This window comes from Chryseobacterium sp. AC417 (assembly GCF_979258215.1).
Map to the genome: position 1 here is coordinate 2,176,990 of NZ_OZ409845.1, position 17,594 is coordinate 2,194,583.

At 35.7% G+C, this 17,594-nt stretch carries 12 protein-coding genes and 1 pseudogene; all 13 read left to right on the forward strand.

The genetic code is table 11. The features are described from left to right. Positions 1–8: 8 nt before the first annotated feature. The 13 genes and pseudogenes from ACZZ9T_RS10435 (at position 9) to guaA (ending at position 17,564) form a co-directional block, all read left to right on the forward strand. Entirely contained in the window at positions 9–1,640 is a 1,632-nt protein-coding gene (locus ACZZ9T_RS10435) for a RagB/SusD family nutrient uptake outer membrane protein (protein ID WP_463442033.1), read from the forward strand. Positions 1,641–1,657: 17 nt separating this feature from the next. Then, on the forward strand, positions 1,658–2,677 hold the full coding sequence (locus ACZZ9T_RS10440) for a SusE domain-containing protein (RefSeq protein ID WP_463442034.1): 1,020 nt from the start codon (positions 1,658–1,660) through the stop codon (positions 2,675–2,677). 80 nt (positions 2,678–2,757) lie between these two features. Continuing rightward, positions 2,758–4,917, forward strand: coding sequence for a glycoside hydrolase family 97 protein (locus tag ACZZ9T_RS10445; RefSeq protein ID WP_463442035.1), 2,160 nt, complete (start codon positions 2,758–2,760; stop codon positions 4,915–4,917). Between the two features lie 242 nt (positions 4,918–5,159). Further along, positions 5,160–7,010, forward strand: coding sequence for a glycoside hydrolase family 13 protein (locus ACZZ9T_RS10450; protein WP_463442036.1), 1,851 nt, complete (start codon positions 5,160–5,162; stop codon positions 7,008–7,010). A 39-nt stretch (positions 7,011–7,049) separates the two neighbouring features. Next, on the forward strand, positions 7,050–7,577 hold the full coding sequence (locus ACZZ9T_RS10455) for a nuclear transport factor 2 family protein (protein WP_463442037.1): 528 nt from the start codon (positions 7,050–7,052) through the stop codon (positions 7,575–7,577). 12 nt (positions 7,578–7,589) lie between these two features. Next, positions 7,590–8,972 carry an MFS transporter gene (locus ACZZ9T_RS10460; protein ID WP_463442038.1) on the forward strand — a complete coding sequence of 461 codons (1,383 nt, stop codon included), beginning with the start codon at positions 7,590–7,592 and terminating at the stop codon, positions 8,970–8,972. A gap of 294 nt (positions 8,973–9,266) precedes the next feature. Beyond that, complete coding sequence (locus tag ACZZ9T_RS10465) at positions 9,267–9,995, forward strand: pirin family protein (RefSeq protein ID WP_463431896.1); 729 nt, start codon at positions 9,267–9,269, stop codon at positions 9,993–9,995. Between the two features lie 121 nt (positions 9,996–10,116). Beyond that, complete coding sequence (locus tag ACZZ9T_RS10470) at positions 10,117–10,668, forward strand: NADPH-dependent FMN reductase (protein WP_463442039.1); 552 nt, start codon at positions 10,117–10,119, stop codon at positions 10,666–10,668. Positions 10,669–10,919: 251 nt separating this feature from the next. After that, on the forward strand, positions 10,920–11,912 hold the full coding sequence (purM, locus tag ACZZ9T_RS10475) for a phosphoribosylformylglycinamidine cyclo-ligase (protein ID WP_463442040.1): 993 nt from the start codon (positions 10,920–10,922) through the stop codon (positions 11,910–11,912). A 78-nt stretch (positions 11,913–11,990) separates the two neighbouring features. Further along, positions 11,991–12,555 (forward strand): annotated as a pseudogene (purN, locus tag ACZZ9T_RS10480) (phosphoribosylglycinamide formyltransferase). Between the two features lie 415 nt (positions 12,556–12,970). After that, complete coding sequence (gene purH, locus ACZZ9T_RS10485) at positions 12,971–14,485, forward strand: bifunctional phosphoribosylaminoimidazolecarboxamide formyltransferase/IMP cyclohydrolase (protein WP_463442999.1); 1,515 nt, start codon at positions 12,971–12,973, stop codon at positions 14,483–14,485. An 83-nt stretch (positions 14,486–14,568) separates the two neighbouring features. Further along, a complete protein-coding gene (purD, locus tag ACZZ9T_RS10490; RefSeq protein WP_463442041.1) occupies positions 14,569–15,807 on the forward strand; it encodes a phosphoribosylamine--glycine ligase in 1,239 nt (412 codons plus the stop codon). A gap of 227 nt (positions 15,808–16,034) precedes the next feature. Then, positions 16,035–17,564, forward strand: coding sequence for a glutamine-hydrolyzing GMP synthase (gene guaA, locus ACZZ9T_RS10495; RefSeq protein ID WP_463442042.1), 1,530 nt, complete (start codon positions 16,035–16,037; stop codon positions 17,562–17,564). Positions 17,565–17,594: the final 30 nt, after the last annotated feature.

Sequence of the window (17,594 nt, forward strand, 5' to 3'; positions counted from 1 at the left end):
TAGAAAAAATGAAATTAAATATAATAAAATTAAGAAATCTGGCTATTGCAAGTGTATTTCTTATATCAGCAACTTCTTGTATCAATGATTTGGATGTTAAAGTAAATGATGATGAATTATATACATCAGAACAATTCTATTCCAATCCAGAATCTTATAAGCAGTTTTTAGCAAAAATTTACGCTGGTTTAGCGGTTACAGGACAGACTTCTCCTAATGGAAATTCAGATTTAGGACTAGAAGCAGATGGAGGACCCAACGAAGGTTTTTCACAATATATCAGAGGATATTGGCAATTACAAGAATTAACAACTGATGAGGCAATTATTGCTTGGGGAGAATCTGATAATCCAGGAATTAGAGATTTAAACTTCAATACTTGGAACGCAGATAATAAATTCAATGAAGCTTTTTTTGCAAGAATATTTTTCCAGATTGGCTTAGTCAATGAGTTTTTAAGAGAAACTACCGATGAGAAATTATCAACTAGAGGAGTTTCAGCGGATTTAAAAACCCAAATTAAAACTTTCCGTGCAGAAGCAAGATTTTTAAGAGCTTTATCTTACTATCATGCAATAGATATTTATGGTAGAATTCCTTTTGCAACAGAAAGTGATATTATTGGTTCTGGGGTAAAACCATCAGTACAATCGAGAGAATATGTTTTCAACTATTTATTAGAAGAGTTGAATGAGATAGATGGAGATTTAGCAGCTGCAAAAACCAATGAGTATGGTAGAGCAGATAAAGCTGCTGCTTGGATGTTAAAAGCCAAACTATACCAAAATTCCAAAGTATATACTGGTGTTGACAGAAGTACAGAAGCTTTAACAGAAATCACGAAAGTAATTGGTTCACCATATAAAGTGGCAACAATACCTTATGCTAATTTATTTAAGGCAGATAACAATCTAAACGGTGCCCAAGACGAAGCTATTTTTCCTATTACTTTCGATGGTATTAAAACAAAAACTTACGGAGGAACTACTTTTTTAATTCATGCAAGTTGTACCAATGCAGTGGGAGCTCTATTGGGAGTAGATGCAGGCTGGGCAGGTTTTAGAACTCGCCAGGAATTTATTCAATCTACAGGAACAGATGCCAGAGTAATGAAAGTAGCAGGAAGTACAGATCCTGCATCTATTTCAGATTATGCAAAATTTGAGGAAGGTGTAAAATTGATTAAGTTTTCTAACAAAACAGCTAGCGGTGCAGGTGGAAGTGATGGTACTTTTACGGATGCAGATTTTGCTTTATTCAGAATGGGAGATGCTTATTTAATGTACGCAGAATTAGCAATTGTTAATGGAAAAGGTAGTATAGCTACTGCTTTAGGGTATATCAATACTTTAAGAACAAGAGGTGGTGTTACAAACATTGCAATGTCTGACCTCAATGCTCTTACTTCAACAGACGCTAAAGAAATGTTTATTTTGAACGAAAGAGCTAAAGAATTGTATTGGGAAGGCACAAGAAGACAAGATTTGATTAGATTAAATCATTACGTATCTGGCTATACTTGGCAATGGAAAGGAGGAGTCCAAAATGGATCTTCTATAGCTTCTACAAGAGTTTTATTCCCTATTCCGAATAAATATTTAAATATTAATTCTAATTTAACTCAAAATCCAGGTTATTAATTATTAAACTTAAAATAATGAAAAATATTATAAAATTTATTTTCGCTGCCATTGCTATAACAATGATTTGGTCTTGCGAAAAAGATGAAGATCAGGCGATTTTATCTTTAAAATCCGAGCCAACACTTAAAGCAAGTGCAACCACTTTATCATTATCTAGTGCAAATGCTAACAGCAACGCAGTTACTTTTACCATTACCCCTGCAGATTACACACCCGAAGTAGAAATTACCAATGTCTTGCAATTTGCAGTTTCAGGAACTAATTTTGCTTTGCCAAAAGAAGCCGGATTAAGCAATGGCGTATTATCTAAATCCTATACTGTAATAGAATTTAATGCCTTAATGTTAAGCCTTGGATTACCAACCGGGATTGCTTCTGATATTGATGTTAGATTAAAAACTACTGTAGGAAAGGGAGTACCTGTCTATTCGGCTGTACAGAAAATTTCTGTAAATCCTTATGCTTTGGTTTCGTACATGTACGCTCCGGGTGCATATCAAGGTTGGGATCCACCGACAGCTCAAGCTTTAAAATCTGCTACAAGCAACGGAATTTACATAGGTTATATTAATTTTACTACAGCAAACTCTGAATTTAAAATTACACCAATGAAAAATTGGGATCATAGTTATGGTACTAATAATAACGTAGATATCATATATGATGGAGGTAGCAATAACTTGAAAGCAGTAAATGCTGGAAGTCAAAAGTTAACTGTAAATATTAATACTAACAAATTTACTTTAGCACCTTATTCTTGGGGAGTTATTGGTTCTGCAACACCAAACGGTTGGAGTGATCCAGATACCGATTTAGTTTGGAATAGTAATACAGAAAAATGGGAAGTTACTGTTGCTTTAACAGTAGGAGAAATCAAATTCAGACTCAACAATGATTGGGGAACCAACTTTGGAGATGATGGAAATAATGGGTCTCTAGATGCTGGTGGTGCAAATATTGCCATTGGTATTGCAGGAACTTATAAAATTACTTTTGATGAAGTAAACTTAGTTTATACAGCCGTAAAACTATAATTTTATTTCAAGATGTTTTACATAAAAACTGTTGCTAAAAAGTAACAGTTTTTATATTTTTAAAACTTATAATATTCAATATGAAGAAAATGACAATCGGAGCATTTTTGCTCTCTATGATGTTTGGAGGTGCAAATGCACAGTCTTTAAAATCGCCGGATGGAAAATTTGAAATGGATTTCCAGTTGAAGCAAGGCGTTCCCTATTACAATCTGAAATTTAACGGCAAAACAGTTGTTGAAGATTCAAAACTGGGATTGAGAATCTTTAAAGATTCATCTATTAAGTTTGCTTCAGAAATTGCAAAACCAGAAGATGCTAAATTTGACTTAAATAGCGGTTTTACAAAAATTGATGAGAAAACAGATTCAAAAAACGAAACCTGGCAACCGGTTTTAGGTGAAAAGAAAAATTATATTAATCATTACAACGAATTGGCGGTAACGCTTAATCAGTCAGCTACTGACAGAAGTATTATTGTAAAATTCAGATTGTTCAATGATGGATTAGGATTTAGATATGAATTTCCACAGCAGAAAAATCTAAACTATTTCGTTATTCGTGAAGAAGATTCTGAAATCGACTTTCCTTCAGATATGAAAGCCTGGTGGATGGTCGCAGATTACGATTCACAGGAATACCAATATCAGGAAACAAAAATTTCTGAAATTCCGGGAAGATGGGCAAAAGCAGCTGATGCAAACGCTTCACAGACTTTAATTAAAAATGCAGTTCAGTCTCCTTTAATGCTGAAAAAAGAAGGAAAAGAACCTTTATACATCAATGTTGCCGAAGCTGCAGTTTTAGATTATCCTGCTTCTCATCTTGAAGTAGATGCTCAGAATTTTAAATTTAAAACTCACCTTACGGCCGACAGACAAGGCGCAAAAGGATATATGCAGACTCCGATAGTAACGCCCTGGAGAACCATCATCGTTGCTCCGAAAGCAGAAGATGTGATGGATTCTAAAATGATTTTTAACCTAAACGAACCTACAAAATATACTGATACTTCATACATTAAGCCTACAAAATACATGGGAGTTTGGTGGGAAATGATCATCGGAAAATCTCAGTGGGCTTATGGTCAGCCAGAATCAAACGTAAGGTTGGGTCAGACAGATTTTTCAAAATTAACACCAAACGGAAACCACGGTGCCAACAATACCAAAGTAAAAGATTACATCGACTTTGCATCTGAAAACGGTTTTCAGGGACTGTTAATTGAAGGCTGGAATGTTGGCTGGGAAGATTGGTTCGGTCGTTCAAAAGAGTATGTTTTTGATTTTATCACGCCATATCCGGATTTTGATATCAAAATGCTGAATGACTACGCTCATTCAAAAGGAATTGATCTGATCATGCACCACGAAACCTCAGGTTCTGCAACGAACTACGAAAGATGGGCAGACAAGGCTTTCCAGTTGATGAATAAATACGGTTACAAATCTGTAAAAACAGGGTATGTAGGAGATATAATTCCGAGAGGGGAACATCATTATTCTCAATGGATGATCAACCACTACTACAGAATTGCAGAAAAAGCAAATGAATATAAAGTGATGGTCAACTCTCACGAGTCAGTTCGCCCTACAGGAGAAAGCCGTACCTATCCAAACTACATTTCTGCAGAGGCTGCTCGTGGAACAGAATACGATGCTTTTGGAGGAAACAATCCCGATCATCAGACTATTCTTCCTTTTACAAGATGGATGGGAGGCTCTATGGATTACACACCTGGGATTTTTCAGACAAAATTAGACTACTATTTCCCTGGTGACAAACGTTTTGTGAAAACGACTTTAGTAAAACAATTGGCTTTGTATGTAACCATGTATATGCCACTTCAGATGGCTGCAGATTTACCTGAAAATTATAAAAAGCACATGGATGCTTTTCAGTTTATCAAAGATGTAGCTGCAGATTGGGATGACACCAAAATTTTGTCCGCAGAGCCTGGAGAATACGTGGTCACGGCAAGAAAAGCTAAAGGAACGCAAAACTGGTTTGTAGGTGGAATTACCGATGAAAACAAACGCGAGTATACGGTAGATTTTTCTTTCTTGGATAAAGGTAAAAAGTATGAAGCTGTAGTGTATGAGGACGGAAAAGATGCAGATTACATTGATAATCCTCAAAGCTACAATATTTATAAAAAACAGATTACAAGCAAGTCAAAAATACCTTTCAAGATGGTTAGAAGTGGTGGTTTTGCGATCTCGATCAAACCTGTAAAATAAAAATTACCTTCTCTGAAGGGATAGATTTTGAGCGAAGCGAAAAACTGGGTAGATTTTAAATCTTTTTTTCAGAAGCTGTTTCCCGCTCTCCACTATATCTTTTTTGTTCCGGGCTTTTGCCCAAAACAAAAAAGGATGCCGTTTCGATCGGGGCTAAGAAAGTCTATATTTATTACAACTTTGTCAAAGTACAATCTTTGACAAAGTTTATTTAATCAATGTTTTTTTTCAATATTATTCTTATGAAAAAAATAATTTTACTCACATTAGTTTTTGTATTTCAGAACTTTTTTTTGCAGATTCAAAAAGTTGAACCCGCTTTTTGGTGGAAAGGAATGAAAAGTCCTGAACTTCAAATTTTGGTGTACGGAAAAGATGTTTCTAAAAATGAGATTGTACTTTCAGACGGCATTTCCATCAAAAAATTAGAAAAAGTAGAAAACCCGAATTACGTTTTCATCACTGTCAATACTAATGAAATAAAGGTTTCAAAATTCAAAATCAATATAAAGAATCAGAATAAAATCATAGATTCTTACAATTATGAGTTAAGGGAGCGAAACCCAAATTCTGCCAACAGAGCATCTTACACTTCAAAAGATGTGATGTATCTCATCATGCCCGACAGATTTTCCAATGGCGATCCTTCCAACGATTCTCAACCTGAACTTATTGAAAAAGCCAACAGAACTTTACCCAACGGGAGACATGGCGGAGATTTGCGGGGGATTATTAACAATATTGATTATCTTAAAAACCTTGGTGTAACAACACTTTGGCTCACACCGGTTTGCGAAGATAATGAGAAAGCTTACAGTTATCACGGGTATGCACAAACCGATTTGTACAAAATAGATGCGCGTTACGGTACCAATCAAGAATACCTTGAGCTCTCACAAAAACTTAAGAAAAATAACATGAAATTGGTGATGGACTATGTTACCAATCATTGGGGGATTTCACACTGGCTCATTAAAGATTTACCGATGAAAGACTGGATTCATCAGTTTCCCGACAGCGAAAAAGGTTTTAAACGATCTAATTATAAAACCACCTCACAGTTCGATACCAATGTTGCAGAAATCGACAAAAAACTTGCGCTCGACGGTTGGTTTGATACGACAATGCCCGATATCAATCAAAAAAATCCGTTTGTTTTAAAATATTTAACACAGAACGCCATTTGGTGGATAGAATTTGCTGATCTGGATGGTTATCGTGTCGATACCTATCCGTACAACGACAAGGAAGCAATGGCAAAATGGGCAAAAGCGATCACTGATGAATATCCCAATTTCAATATAGTTGGGGAAGCATGGTTATATTCTGCGGCTCATATTTCTGCGTGGCAAAAAGATTCAAAAATTGGCGAAGCAGCAAATTATAATTCCAATTTACCCTCGGTAATGGATTTTATGCTGTATTCCGAATTACCAAAAGCTTTGACTGAAAAAGAATCCTGGGACGCAGGAATGAATAAATTGTACAATGTTTTTACCAGCGATTTTTTATATCCCGACATCAATAATATTCTCGTTTTTTTCGAAAATCACGATACCGAACGCTGGAACGAAATGTTCAACGGAAATCCTGAAACTTACAAAATGGCTTTAACCCTTATTTCTACAGTTCGGGGAATTCCGCAATTGTACTACGGCTCTGAAGTTGGAATGCGTGGCGACAAAAAAACAGGTGGTGATGCAGATATTCGCAGAGATTTTCCTGGCGGTTGGAAATCGGATAAACAAAACGCTTTCAATCCTTCCACACAAACCAAAGAGCAAAAAGAGTTTTATGATTTCAGCCAAAAAATCTTAAACTGGCGTAAAAATACTACCGTAATTCATACCGGAAAAACCAAACATTATATCCCGGAAAACGATGTTTATGTTTATTTCAGGTACAACGAAAAAGAAAGTGTGATGGTAGTTTTAAATAATAATGAAAAGGAACAGACTTTAGATTTACAACGATTTGCTGAAAGTTTAAAGGACTTCAAAAAAGGTAAAGATGTACTTTCAGGAAAAGAATTGATGATAAATAAAAGTCTTACAATTCCGGCAAAAACATCTTTAATTGTAGAATTAAAATAATCTCTTCACAGCTTTTCTTTGAGATAAAAAATAAATAATATGAAAAAATTAACTTTCATTGGAGTTATTATATTGCTTTTCGGTTTTTCATCAACACTTTCTGCCCAACAAAAAGGTTTCTACGAAAATGTTCAAAAGAAAAATATAGAAACCGTGCTCAATCAACTCAATGAGTTTGCAGCCAAAGCCGATTTCAAAAACTATTTTGCATTATTTGCCGAAGAATCTACCTTTATCGGAACCGATGCTACCGAAATTTGGAACAAAAAGCAATTCATGGATTATTCAAAACCACATTTTGACAAAGGAAAAGCATGGAATTTCACTTCTCTGCAAAGAAATATTTCGTTCAGTAAAGACGGAAAATATGCTTGGTTTGATGAAATTTTAGACACCCAGATGAAAATCTGTCGGGGAAGTGGCGTTTTAGAAAAAATGGGTAATCAATGGAAAATAAAACAGTATGTACTTTCTATGACAATTCCGAATGATATTGCAGATAAAGTGGTTGCAGAAAAAACCATCATAGAAGATGCTTTGATAGAAAAATTAAAAACTAAAAACTAAAAATAAAACACAATGACAAAAAAAACAAAACCAAATCTGTCCATGGCTCAGATCATCAACATGAGCATGGGATTTCTGGGAATCCAGATGGCATTTGGTCTTCAGAACGGTAATGCCAGTCGCATTCTTGGGAATTTTGGCGCAGATGTTCATCAATTATCTTGGTTTTGGCTGGTTGCACCGGTTACAGGATTGATTGTTCAGCCCATTATTGGTCATCTGGGAGACAATACCTGGGGTTTTTTGGGGAGAAGGAAACCGTATTTTTTAATAGGTGCTATTCTTTGTGCAATAGGTTTAGTTTTGCTTCCGAATGCAGCTTCGGCAACGCAGATGATGGCGGCAAATGTATTGCTGTTGGCAGTGATTTTTTTAGCAATGATGGATGCTTCAATCAATATTGCTATGGAACCTTTCCGGGCTTTGGTTGGTGATATGCTGCCAAAACATCAGGGAACTTTAGGATTTTCTATTCAGACAATTTTAATAGGAATAGGCGCTGTTATTGGATCTTATTTACCGGATTGGTTGACGAAATTAGGCGTTTCAAATGTAGCAAAAGAAGGTTTCGTTGCCGATAATGTGATTTATGCATTTTATTGCGGTGCCGGAATTCTTTTATTGACAATCATTTATACAATTATTACTACAAAAGAATATTCTCCTAAAGAGTTTGCGGGTTTTGAAGGTACAAATGACATTATTGAACAGCCATCTAAATTCATAGATATTTTTAGGGATTTTGCTAACATTCCTGTTTTGATGAAAAAACTGGGTATTGTTCAGTTCTTTTCCTGGTTTGCTTTGTTTACAATGTGGGTTTTCACGACAAGTGCATTGGCAACACATCATTTCGGACTTTCTCCGGAAGACACACATTCGGTTGAGTTCAACAAAGTGGGCGATCTTACAGGTAAATTATTTGGGATGTACAATCTTTGGGCAATTCCATTTGCATTTTTATTAACGCCACTTGCCAAAAAGATCGGTAAAAAACAGACGCACGCATTAGCTCTTTTTTGTGGTGGATTGGGTATTATTTCGATGTACTTTATTAAAGATACTTCGCTTTTATGGATTTCGATGATAGGACTTGGTTTTGCATGGGCAAGTATTCTTGCTATGCCTTATGCTATGCTGATTAATGCAATTCCTCAAAGAAAAATGGGTGTTTTTATGGGCATTTTCAATTTCTTCATTGTAATTCCACAAATCATTAACGGACTTTTTGGAGGACCGATTGTAAAAAGCGCTTTTGGTAGCTATGCGATGGGATATGTTGTGGTAGGAGGTATCTGTATGCTGTTAGGTTCTGTTCTCACATTGATTTTTATTAAAACTGACGATTCAAAACAAGAAGCAATTGAAGAAGAAATCCAGCAGGTACATTTTTAGTTTAATTAGAAATTAGAAATTAGAAATTAGAAATTAGAAATTATTTTAATTAAAATTCAAAATTATTTCAATAATTGTTTCAATAGGAGCGGACTTTAGTCCGCTTTGTTAATTTAAAGATGGCTGGCTTTAGCCCAAAATTTAATACTCTTAAAATTTTAATATTTTAAAAATTCACTTCAAAGAAAATTGATAATTCACAATTAACACTTAAAATTACTTCTTACCTTACATCAACATTTTACAATCATACTGTATGTACATTTGTACTATAAATAATCAAAAAAAATTACAATGAAAACAGTATATCACAAAGCAGATTCAAGAGGTCACGCAGATCACGGTTGGTTAAATTCTTACCATACTTTCAGTTTCGCAGGTTACCAAAATAGAGAAAGATCAAACTTCGGAGTGTTGCGGGTTTTAAATGACGATACCGTTTCTCAAGGGATGGGTTTCGGAACACACCCGCACAAAAACATGGAAATCATTTCCATTCCGTTGGAAGGAAACTTAGAACATAAAGATTCTATGGGAACTACTGCCGTTATAAGAAAAGGTGAAATTCAGGTGATGAGCGCAGGAACTGGTGTAATGCACAGCGAATACAACCAAAATAAAGATGAAGCCGTAAAATTTTTACAAATATGGGTTTTTCCGAGAGAAGAAAATGTAGAACCTAGATACGATCAGAAAAGCATTAAAGACGGTGAAAAAATCAACGGTTTCCAACAGATTTTATCACCCGATAAAAATGACGATGGCGTTTGGATTCATCAGGATGCATGGTTCAATTTAGCAAATTTCACGCAAGGAAATGGAAAAAACTATACTATCAACAAAAAAGGAAACGGCGTTTATGTATTTGTACTAAAAGGAAGCGCAAAAGTAGGAGATAGAATTTTAAGCGAAAAAGACGGTTTAGGAATTTGGGATACCCAAAGTTTTAACATCGAAGCAGTTGAAGACACCGAGATCCTTTTAATGGAAGTTCCAATGGATTTACCGGCATATTTAAAATAAATAATAATATTTTTGCAGCACAAAATTTCCCCTTCTCTGGAGGGGTGGCGAAATTCAAAGAATTTTGACGGCGTGGTTTAAATGCATCTAACTTAATAATTAAATTTAAAACAATATATAAATGAAAATTCTAGCTATAGCAGGAAGCAATTCAGACACATCAATCAACAGGCAATTGGTAACATATGCTACAACGTTATTCGACAACGCAGAAATAGAAATCGTAGATATGAACGATTTTGAAATGCCAATCTACAAACATCAAAGAGAAGTTGAAAGCGGAGTTCCACAGGAAGCCATTGATTTTGCATCAAAAATTGACAGTGCAGATGTACTTTTAGTTTCTTTATCTGAGCACAACGGAACGTATTCTACAGCTTTCAAAAACGTATTCGACTGGGCTTCAAGAATCAAACAAAGAGCAGTTTGGAACGAAAAACCTATGCTGCTAATGGCTACAGCTCCCGGCGCAAGAGGTGGTTTAGGAGTTTTAGAAGCGGCAGAAAAACGTTTCCCTTTACATGGCGGGAATATTGTAGACACTTTTACGCTTCCTTTTTTCAATGATCAATTTGATAAAGAAAATCAAAAAATTTCTAACGTAGAAAAAGACAATGAGTTACGTGAGAAAGTAAACAAGATTTCGGCAGTTGAAATAATCTTAGAAAAATAGCATTTGAATATTAACATAAAATTAATATCTTTGCAAAAAGAAAATAGATGAAGATTCAGTCCACTTTCAAAGAATGTTTTTCAAATAACGGAAAAACTGTGGACTCTGAAACTCTCAGATAAAACATCAGCCGATAATCTACCAAGATTGTCGGCTTTTTTATTTTCTTTAAATCAAATTAAAAGTTAATATAAAAGATAAAAGATGTCAGTCTGTAATCTGAAATCTAGCATCTAAAAATCTAAATAATAATGAGCAATACGTACAAATCTGCAGGTGTAGACAAAGAAGAAGGTTACAAAACCGTTGATAAAATCAAAAAAGCGGTGGGCGAAACGCACAACTCCAATGTATTGAATCATTTGGGAAGCTTCGGTGCTTTTTATGAAATCGGAGGATACAAAAACCCTGTTTTGGTTTCAGGAACTGACGGAGTAGGAACAAAACTTAAAGTTGCTTTAGATTCAAAAAGATACGATTCTATTGGCGTAGACTGTTTCGCAATGTGTGCCAACGACATCCTGTGTCACGGCGCAAAACCATTGTTTTTTCTGGATTATTTAGCTTGCGGAAAATTAGATTCCGAAATTGCTGCAGAAATCGTTTTAGGAATGGTAAAAGCCTGTAAAGACAACAACTGTGCATTGATTGGTGGTGAAACTGCCGAAATGCCGGGAATGTATCAGCCAGGAGATTATGACGTTGCAGGTTTCTGCGTAGGAATCGTTGAAAAAGACCAGATTATCGACGGTTCAAAAATCAAAACAGGAGACAAAATTATTGCATTGCCAAGTTCAGGATTCCACTCAAACGGATTTTCTCTGGTAAGAAAAATATTCCCGAATTTTGAAGAAGAATTTGAAGGGAAGCCTTTGTACGAAACACTTTTAGTGCCTACAAGATTATATTACAAAGATATTCACAAAGTGATTGAAGAAGTGGAAGTTTCAGGAATTGCCCACATCACAGGTGGTGGTTTATACGAAAACATTCCAAGAATTATCGGAGAAGGATTGTGTGCTTCCATCGAGGCATCAAAAATTCAGATTCCAAGCGTGATGTTAGAATTAGAAAAAAGAGGAGATATTGCTCGTGAAGAGATGTTCGGAACCTTCAATATGGGGGTAGGAATGATCATTGTAGTTGATCCGGAACACGCTGAGAAAGTGCTTCATCTTCTAGATGACGCTTACGAAATCGGAGAAATCACAGAAGGAAGCGAAAAAATAGATTTGAAATTCTAAAAAGACATCAGATTTTAGATATCAGACGACAGACTTTTAGTCTGAAATCTAGTATCTGAAATCTATTATCTAATATTAATGAAAAACTTAGTTATACTTGTTTCAGGTTCAGGAAGCAATCTTCAGAGAATTATTGATACCATTGATAACGGGGAAATCCAGAAATGCAAAAATATCTTTGGTTGTTGCCGACAGAGAATGTTACGGACTCGAAAGAGCAAAAAACCACAACATACAAAGAGTGTTGATTCCGAGAGGAAAAAACTTCAGCAGTGAGTTGGGTAAAATCATTCCCGAAAATACAGACTTAATCGTATTGGCAGGATTTTTATCCATCCTCAAACCTGAATTTGTTGAGAGCTGGGCAGGGAAAATCATTAACATTCACCCGGCTTTACTTCCAAAATACGGCGGAAAAGGGATGTGGGGACATCACGTTCATCATGCCGTAATTGAAGCAAAAGAAAAAGAAAGTGGAGCAACCGTACATTTTGTAACGGTAGGAATCGATGAAGGAGAAGCAATTCTCCAAAAATCTTTCGAGGTCACAGAAAATGACACGCCCGAAACGTTAGCAGAAAAAGTTCATAAAATCGAATATGAAATTTTTCCAATAGCAATAAACAAAGTATTAGGAAATTAGTGATAAAAGGCTTCGACAAGCTCAGCCTGACGAAGCCGAAAAGCTACAATTAGTATTAGAGATATAAAAATTCCCCTCCTTTGGAGGGGTGGCAAAAATTCAAAGAATTTTTGACGGGGTGGTTTAAAACATTCAACCTGACAACGCTACAAAATTAAGATGAGTACTATAAAGGTCATGCTGAGCCTGTCGAAGCGTTTCTTAATAAAAAATAAAAGACACACTTAGATTGATTAAAGAATATTTCGAAAAAGTAAAAAATCTAAGTAAAAGTAAGAGATCGGAGGTGAAAGAACCGGTCTACAGTTTGAAATAACTGTAAAAAGTAAAAAGTGAAAAGCCTCGAAAGGGCAGGTAAAATGAGTGAAAAACCGCAATTTTTTGCGGTTTGATCTTAAAAAAAATGAAAAAATCTATGAGCAAGAGAGTTTTGATCAGTGTTTCTGACAAAAGTGGATTAACAGAATTCGCACAGTTTTTAGAATCCCAGAATTATGAATTGATTTCTACAGGAGGGACATTCAAACATTTGAAAGACGCTGGTTTAAATCCAATCCAGATCGATGAGGTAACCGATTTTCCTGAAATGCTTGACGGAAGGGTAAAAACTTTACACCCGAAAGTTCACGGCGGTTTATTGGCGGTTCGTTCAAACGAAGAGCACATGAAAACTGTCCAGGAACATAATATCGGTTTGATCGACATGGTGATAGTGAATTTGTATCCGTTTTTTGAAAATGTAAACAAAGACATTTCATTACACGAAAAAGTTGAATTCATCGATATCGGAGGTCCTTCAATGCTTCGTTCAGCGGCCAAAAATTTCGATTCTGTAACGGTAATCACTGACGTTGAAGATTACGAAAAAGTAAAGATCGAAATGGAGCAAAAAGGTGACACGTTCATCGAAACCCGTAAAAGATTAGCCGGAAAAGTATTTAACCTTACTTCAGCCTACGATGCGGCGATCTCAAGAATGCTTTTAGAAGAAGATTATCCTACGTATTTAAGTGCTTCTTACAAGAAAGTTTCAGACCTAAGATACGGAGAAAACCCACATCAGACTGCAGCGTACTACGTTTCAACTTTTGAAAACGGTGCAATGAAAGATTTCGAACAGTTGGGAGGGAAAGAATTATCATTCAACAACCTTCGTGATATGGATCTTTGCTGGAAAGTGGTAACTGAATTTAAAGAAGAAATGGCTTGTTGTGCTGTAAAACATTCTACACCTTGTGGAGTGGCAATCGGAACTTCAGCTTTAGAAACATATAAGAAAACATTCGAATGTGACCCGGTTTCTATTTTTGGTGGAATTGTAGCTGCCAACTTTAAAATTGATTCTGCAACCGCTGAAGAATTAAACAAAACTTTCCTTGAAATTGTCATGGCTCCGGAATTTGATGAGGATGCTTTGGAAGTTTTAAGAAAAAAGAAAAATTTAAGAATTATAAAAATCGTTAATTCGGTTTCAGATAAGCAGACTTGGGTGAAAGTTGATGGTGGAATCTTGGTTCAGGATAACGATAGTATTTTCTCAGATGATATTAAAGTTGTTACTGAAACTCAACCAACGGAAGAGCAGAAAAAAGCTTTATTATTCTCTCAGAGAGTGGTAAAATATGTGAAATCAAATGCAATTGTTGTTTCAAACGGCATCCAGGCTTTCGGAATTGGTGGCGGACAGGTTAACAGAATCTGGGCAACGCAACAGGCAATCGAAAGAGCAAAAGAAAAATTCACAGGAGATCTTGTTTTAGCTTCTGATGCATTTTTCCCTTTCCGTGATGTGGTAGATTTCTGCGCTCAGGAAGGTATTACGGCGATTATTCAACCTGGTGGAAGCGTAAAAGATCAGGAAAGTATTGATGCTGCTAACGAACACAACATTCCAATGATGTTCACGGGTGTAAGACATTTCTTTCATTAAAATTGAATTAAAATAGCGTTTTAAGATTGTATTTATAACATTCAAATTATATATTTGTAAACTAGACTAGAAATAACTAAAGTATGAGAATATTAATCATAGGTGAAGGTGGAAGAGAATCTGCATTAGCAGCGAAACTTCATAAAGACAACAGAGTTACCAAAATGTTTTTTGCTAACGGAAACGCATCTACAGATTCATTCGGGCAGAATGTTCATTTATTAGAGATTAAAGAATTAAGAGATTTCGCCATAAAAGAAAAAGTAGATCTTACGATTGTAGGTCCTGAAGCTCCTTTAGTAGCTGGTTTAAAGGATGAATTTAAGAAACACGATCTTAAAGTTTTCGGTCCGAACCAAAAAGTGGCAAGTCTGGAAGGAAGTAAAGCGTTCTCTAAGAAGTTTATGCAGACCTATGATATCAAAACAGCAAAAGCAGTAGTTTTTGATTCTTATAACGAAGCGAAAGCTTACGTACAGACCCAGGATTATCCTTTAGTGATTAAAGCAAGTGGTTTAGCAGGCGGAAAAGGAGTTGTTATTTGTGATACCCGCGAAGAAGCTGAAGCTACAATCCACGATTTTATGATCAGAAGAATTCATGGTGATGCAGGTATTCGTTTGGTTATCGAAGAATTTTTACAAGGTTTTGAAGCATCAATTATTGCTTTCTCAAACGGTGACAAAATATTCCCTTGCATTGCTGCAAAAGATTATAAAAAAGCTGGAAACGGTGACAAAGGACCAAACACTGGTGGAATGGGTTCTGTAGCACCAAGCCCGGAATTTACTGCAGTACATACAGCTGACTTTGAAAAAAATATTTTAGAACCTACTCTTAAAGGTCTTAAGGCAGAAGGTTTCAGTTTTAAAGGAATCATTTTCTTCGGATTGATGGTGACTAAAAACGGAACTTACCTGTTAGAATACAACATGAGATTCGGAGATCCTGAAACTCAGGTTTTAATGGCATTGATGGAAAACAATATTCTGGATGTGATCAATGACTGTATGGACGGCAAAGAATTGAATCTTAAATTTAAAGACGAAAAAGCTGTATGTCTGGTAATGTGTTCCGGAGGTTACCCTGGAAATATCGAAACAGGTTTTGAAATTACCGGAATTGAAAAAGCTAAGCACAGTCAGATATTATGTGCAGGAGCTGTTAAGAAAGGCGACAAAATAGTTTCTAATGGAGGACGGGTGATGAATGTAGTTGCAACCGGCGCTACCTATGACGAGGCAAGAAAGAAAGTATATGAAGATGCACTTCACGTTCACTTCGATTACAGTTTCTACAGAGAAGACATCGGGAAATTTTAATAAAATCATAAAAAAGATTTGGAAATTCTCCAAGTCTTTTTTTGTAAAGATTTCATCAATAAGATCGGGCTTTAGCCCGAATTAAAAAGTTTAAAGATAGAATTGGCTTTAGCCAAAATTATATTAAATTTCATTAAAAATATTTGAGTTTACTTTTAGATTGACACAATGTTTTAACAACCAAAAATTAACTCATAATTTATAACTCATAATTCATCATTTAAAAAATGCACAACGGTATTATCATATTAGATTTCGGATCTCAATACAACCAGCTTATCGGAAGAAGAATCCGTGAGATGGGGGTATATTCTGAAATTTTACCATTCAATACGCCATTATCAACAATTTTAGAAAAACAGCCAAAAGGAATTATTCTTTCAGGTGGACCAAGCTCTGTGAATGCAGAAAATGCCCATTTGGTTGAAAAAGAATTGTACGAACAGGGAATTCCTGTTTTAGGAATTTGCTACGGAATGCAGTTAACCGCACATCTTTTAGGCGGAAAAGTAAATAAAGGTGAAAAAGGTGAGTATGGAAAAGCTCATCTGGATATTATCAAAGAATCTTCTCTGTTAAAAGGCGTGACGCAAAATTCAGTAGTATGGATGAGTCACTTTGACGAAGTAGGAAAATTGCCTGTAGGTTTTGAACTAAATGCAAAATCTGGTGTAATCGCTTCGATTTCTAATGAAGACAAAAAAATCTATTGCGTACAGTTTCATCCTGAAGTTTCTCACACAGAAGAAGGCGGAAAAATGCTGGAGAATTTTGTGTTCTCAATCTGTGATGCAGAAAAAAACTGGAAGCTGACCAATTATATCGAAAAAACAGTAGCAGAAATCAAAGAAAGAGTAGGTGACAACAAAGTGATCCTTGGTCTTTCAGGAGGAGTAGATTCTTCGGTAGCTGCCGTTTTGATTCATAAAGCAATCGGTGATCAGCTGCAGTGCATCTTCGTAGACACAGGATTGTTGAGAAAAGACGAAGACGTAAAAGTAATGGAAAATTATGGAGAACATTTCCATATGAACATCAAACTGGTTGATGCTAAAGAAAGATTTTTATCAAAATTAGCAGGAATCAACGATCCCGAACAAAAAAGAAAAATCATCGGAAACGAATTTATTCATGTTTTTGATGAGGAATCTCATAAAATTGAAGGGGCGAAATTCTTAGCTCAGGGAACCATTTATCCAGATGTGATCGAAAGCCAGTCTGTAAACGGACCTTCAGCGGTAATTAAATCTCATCACAATGTTGGCGGACTTCCTGAAGAAATGGAATTTGAACTTCTTGAGCCATTAAGAGAACTGTTCAAAGACGAAGTAAGAAAAGTGGGTGAAGAATTGGGTATTCCTCATCATTTGGTGCACAGACATCCTTTCCCTGGTCCAGGTTTGGGAATCAGGATTTTGGGTGAGGTTGATGCTGAAAAAGTAAAAATCCTTCAGGAAGCTGATGATATTTTCATCGAAGAATTATACAAAAATGATTTGTATGAGAAAGTTTCTCAGGCATTTGTAGTTCTTCTTCCGGTAAAATCTGTCGGAGTTATGGGTGATGAAAGAACGTATGAATACACAGCAGTAGTTCGTTCTGCCAACACCATCGATTTTATGACGGCAACCTGGAGCAGACTTCCTTATGATTTTTTAGATACTGTTTCTAGCAGAATTATCAACGAAGTAAGAGGAATCAACAGAGTAGCTTACGATATTTCAAGCAAACCACCAGCAACAATTGAGTGGGAGTAATCTTGATTTAAATTGAATATAAACCAGCTT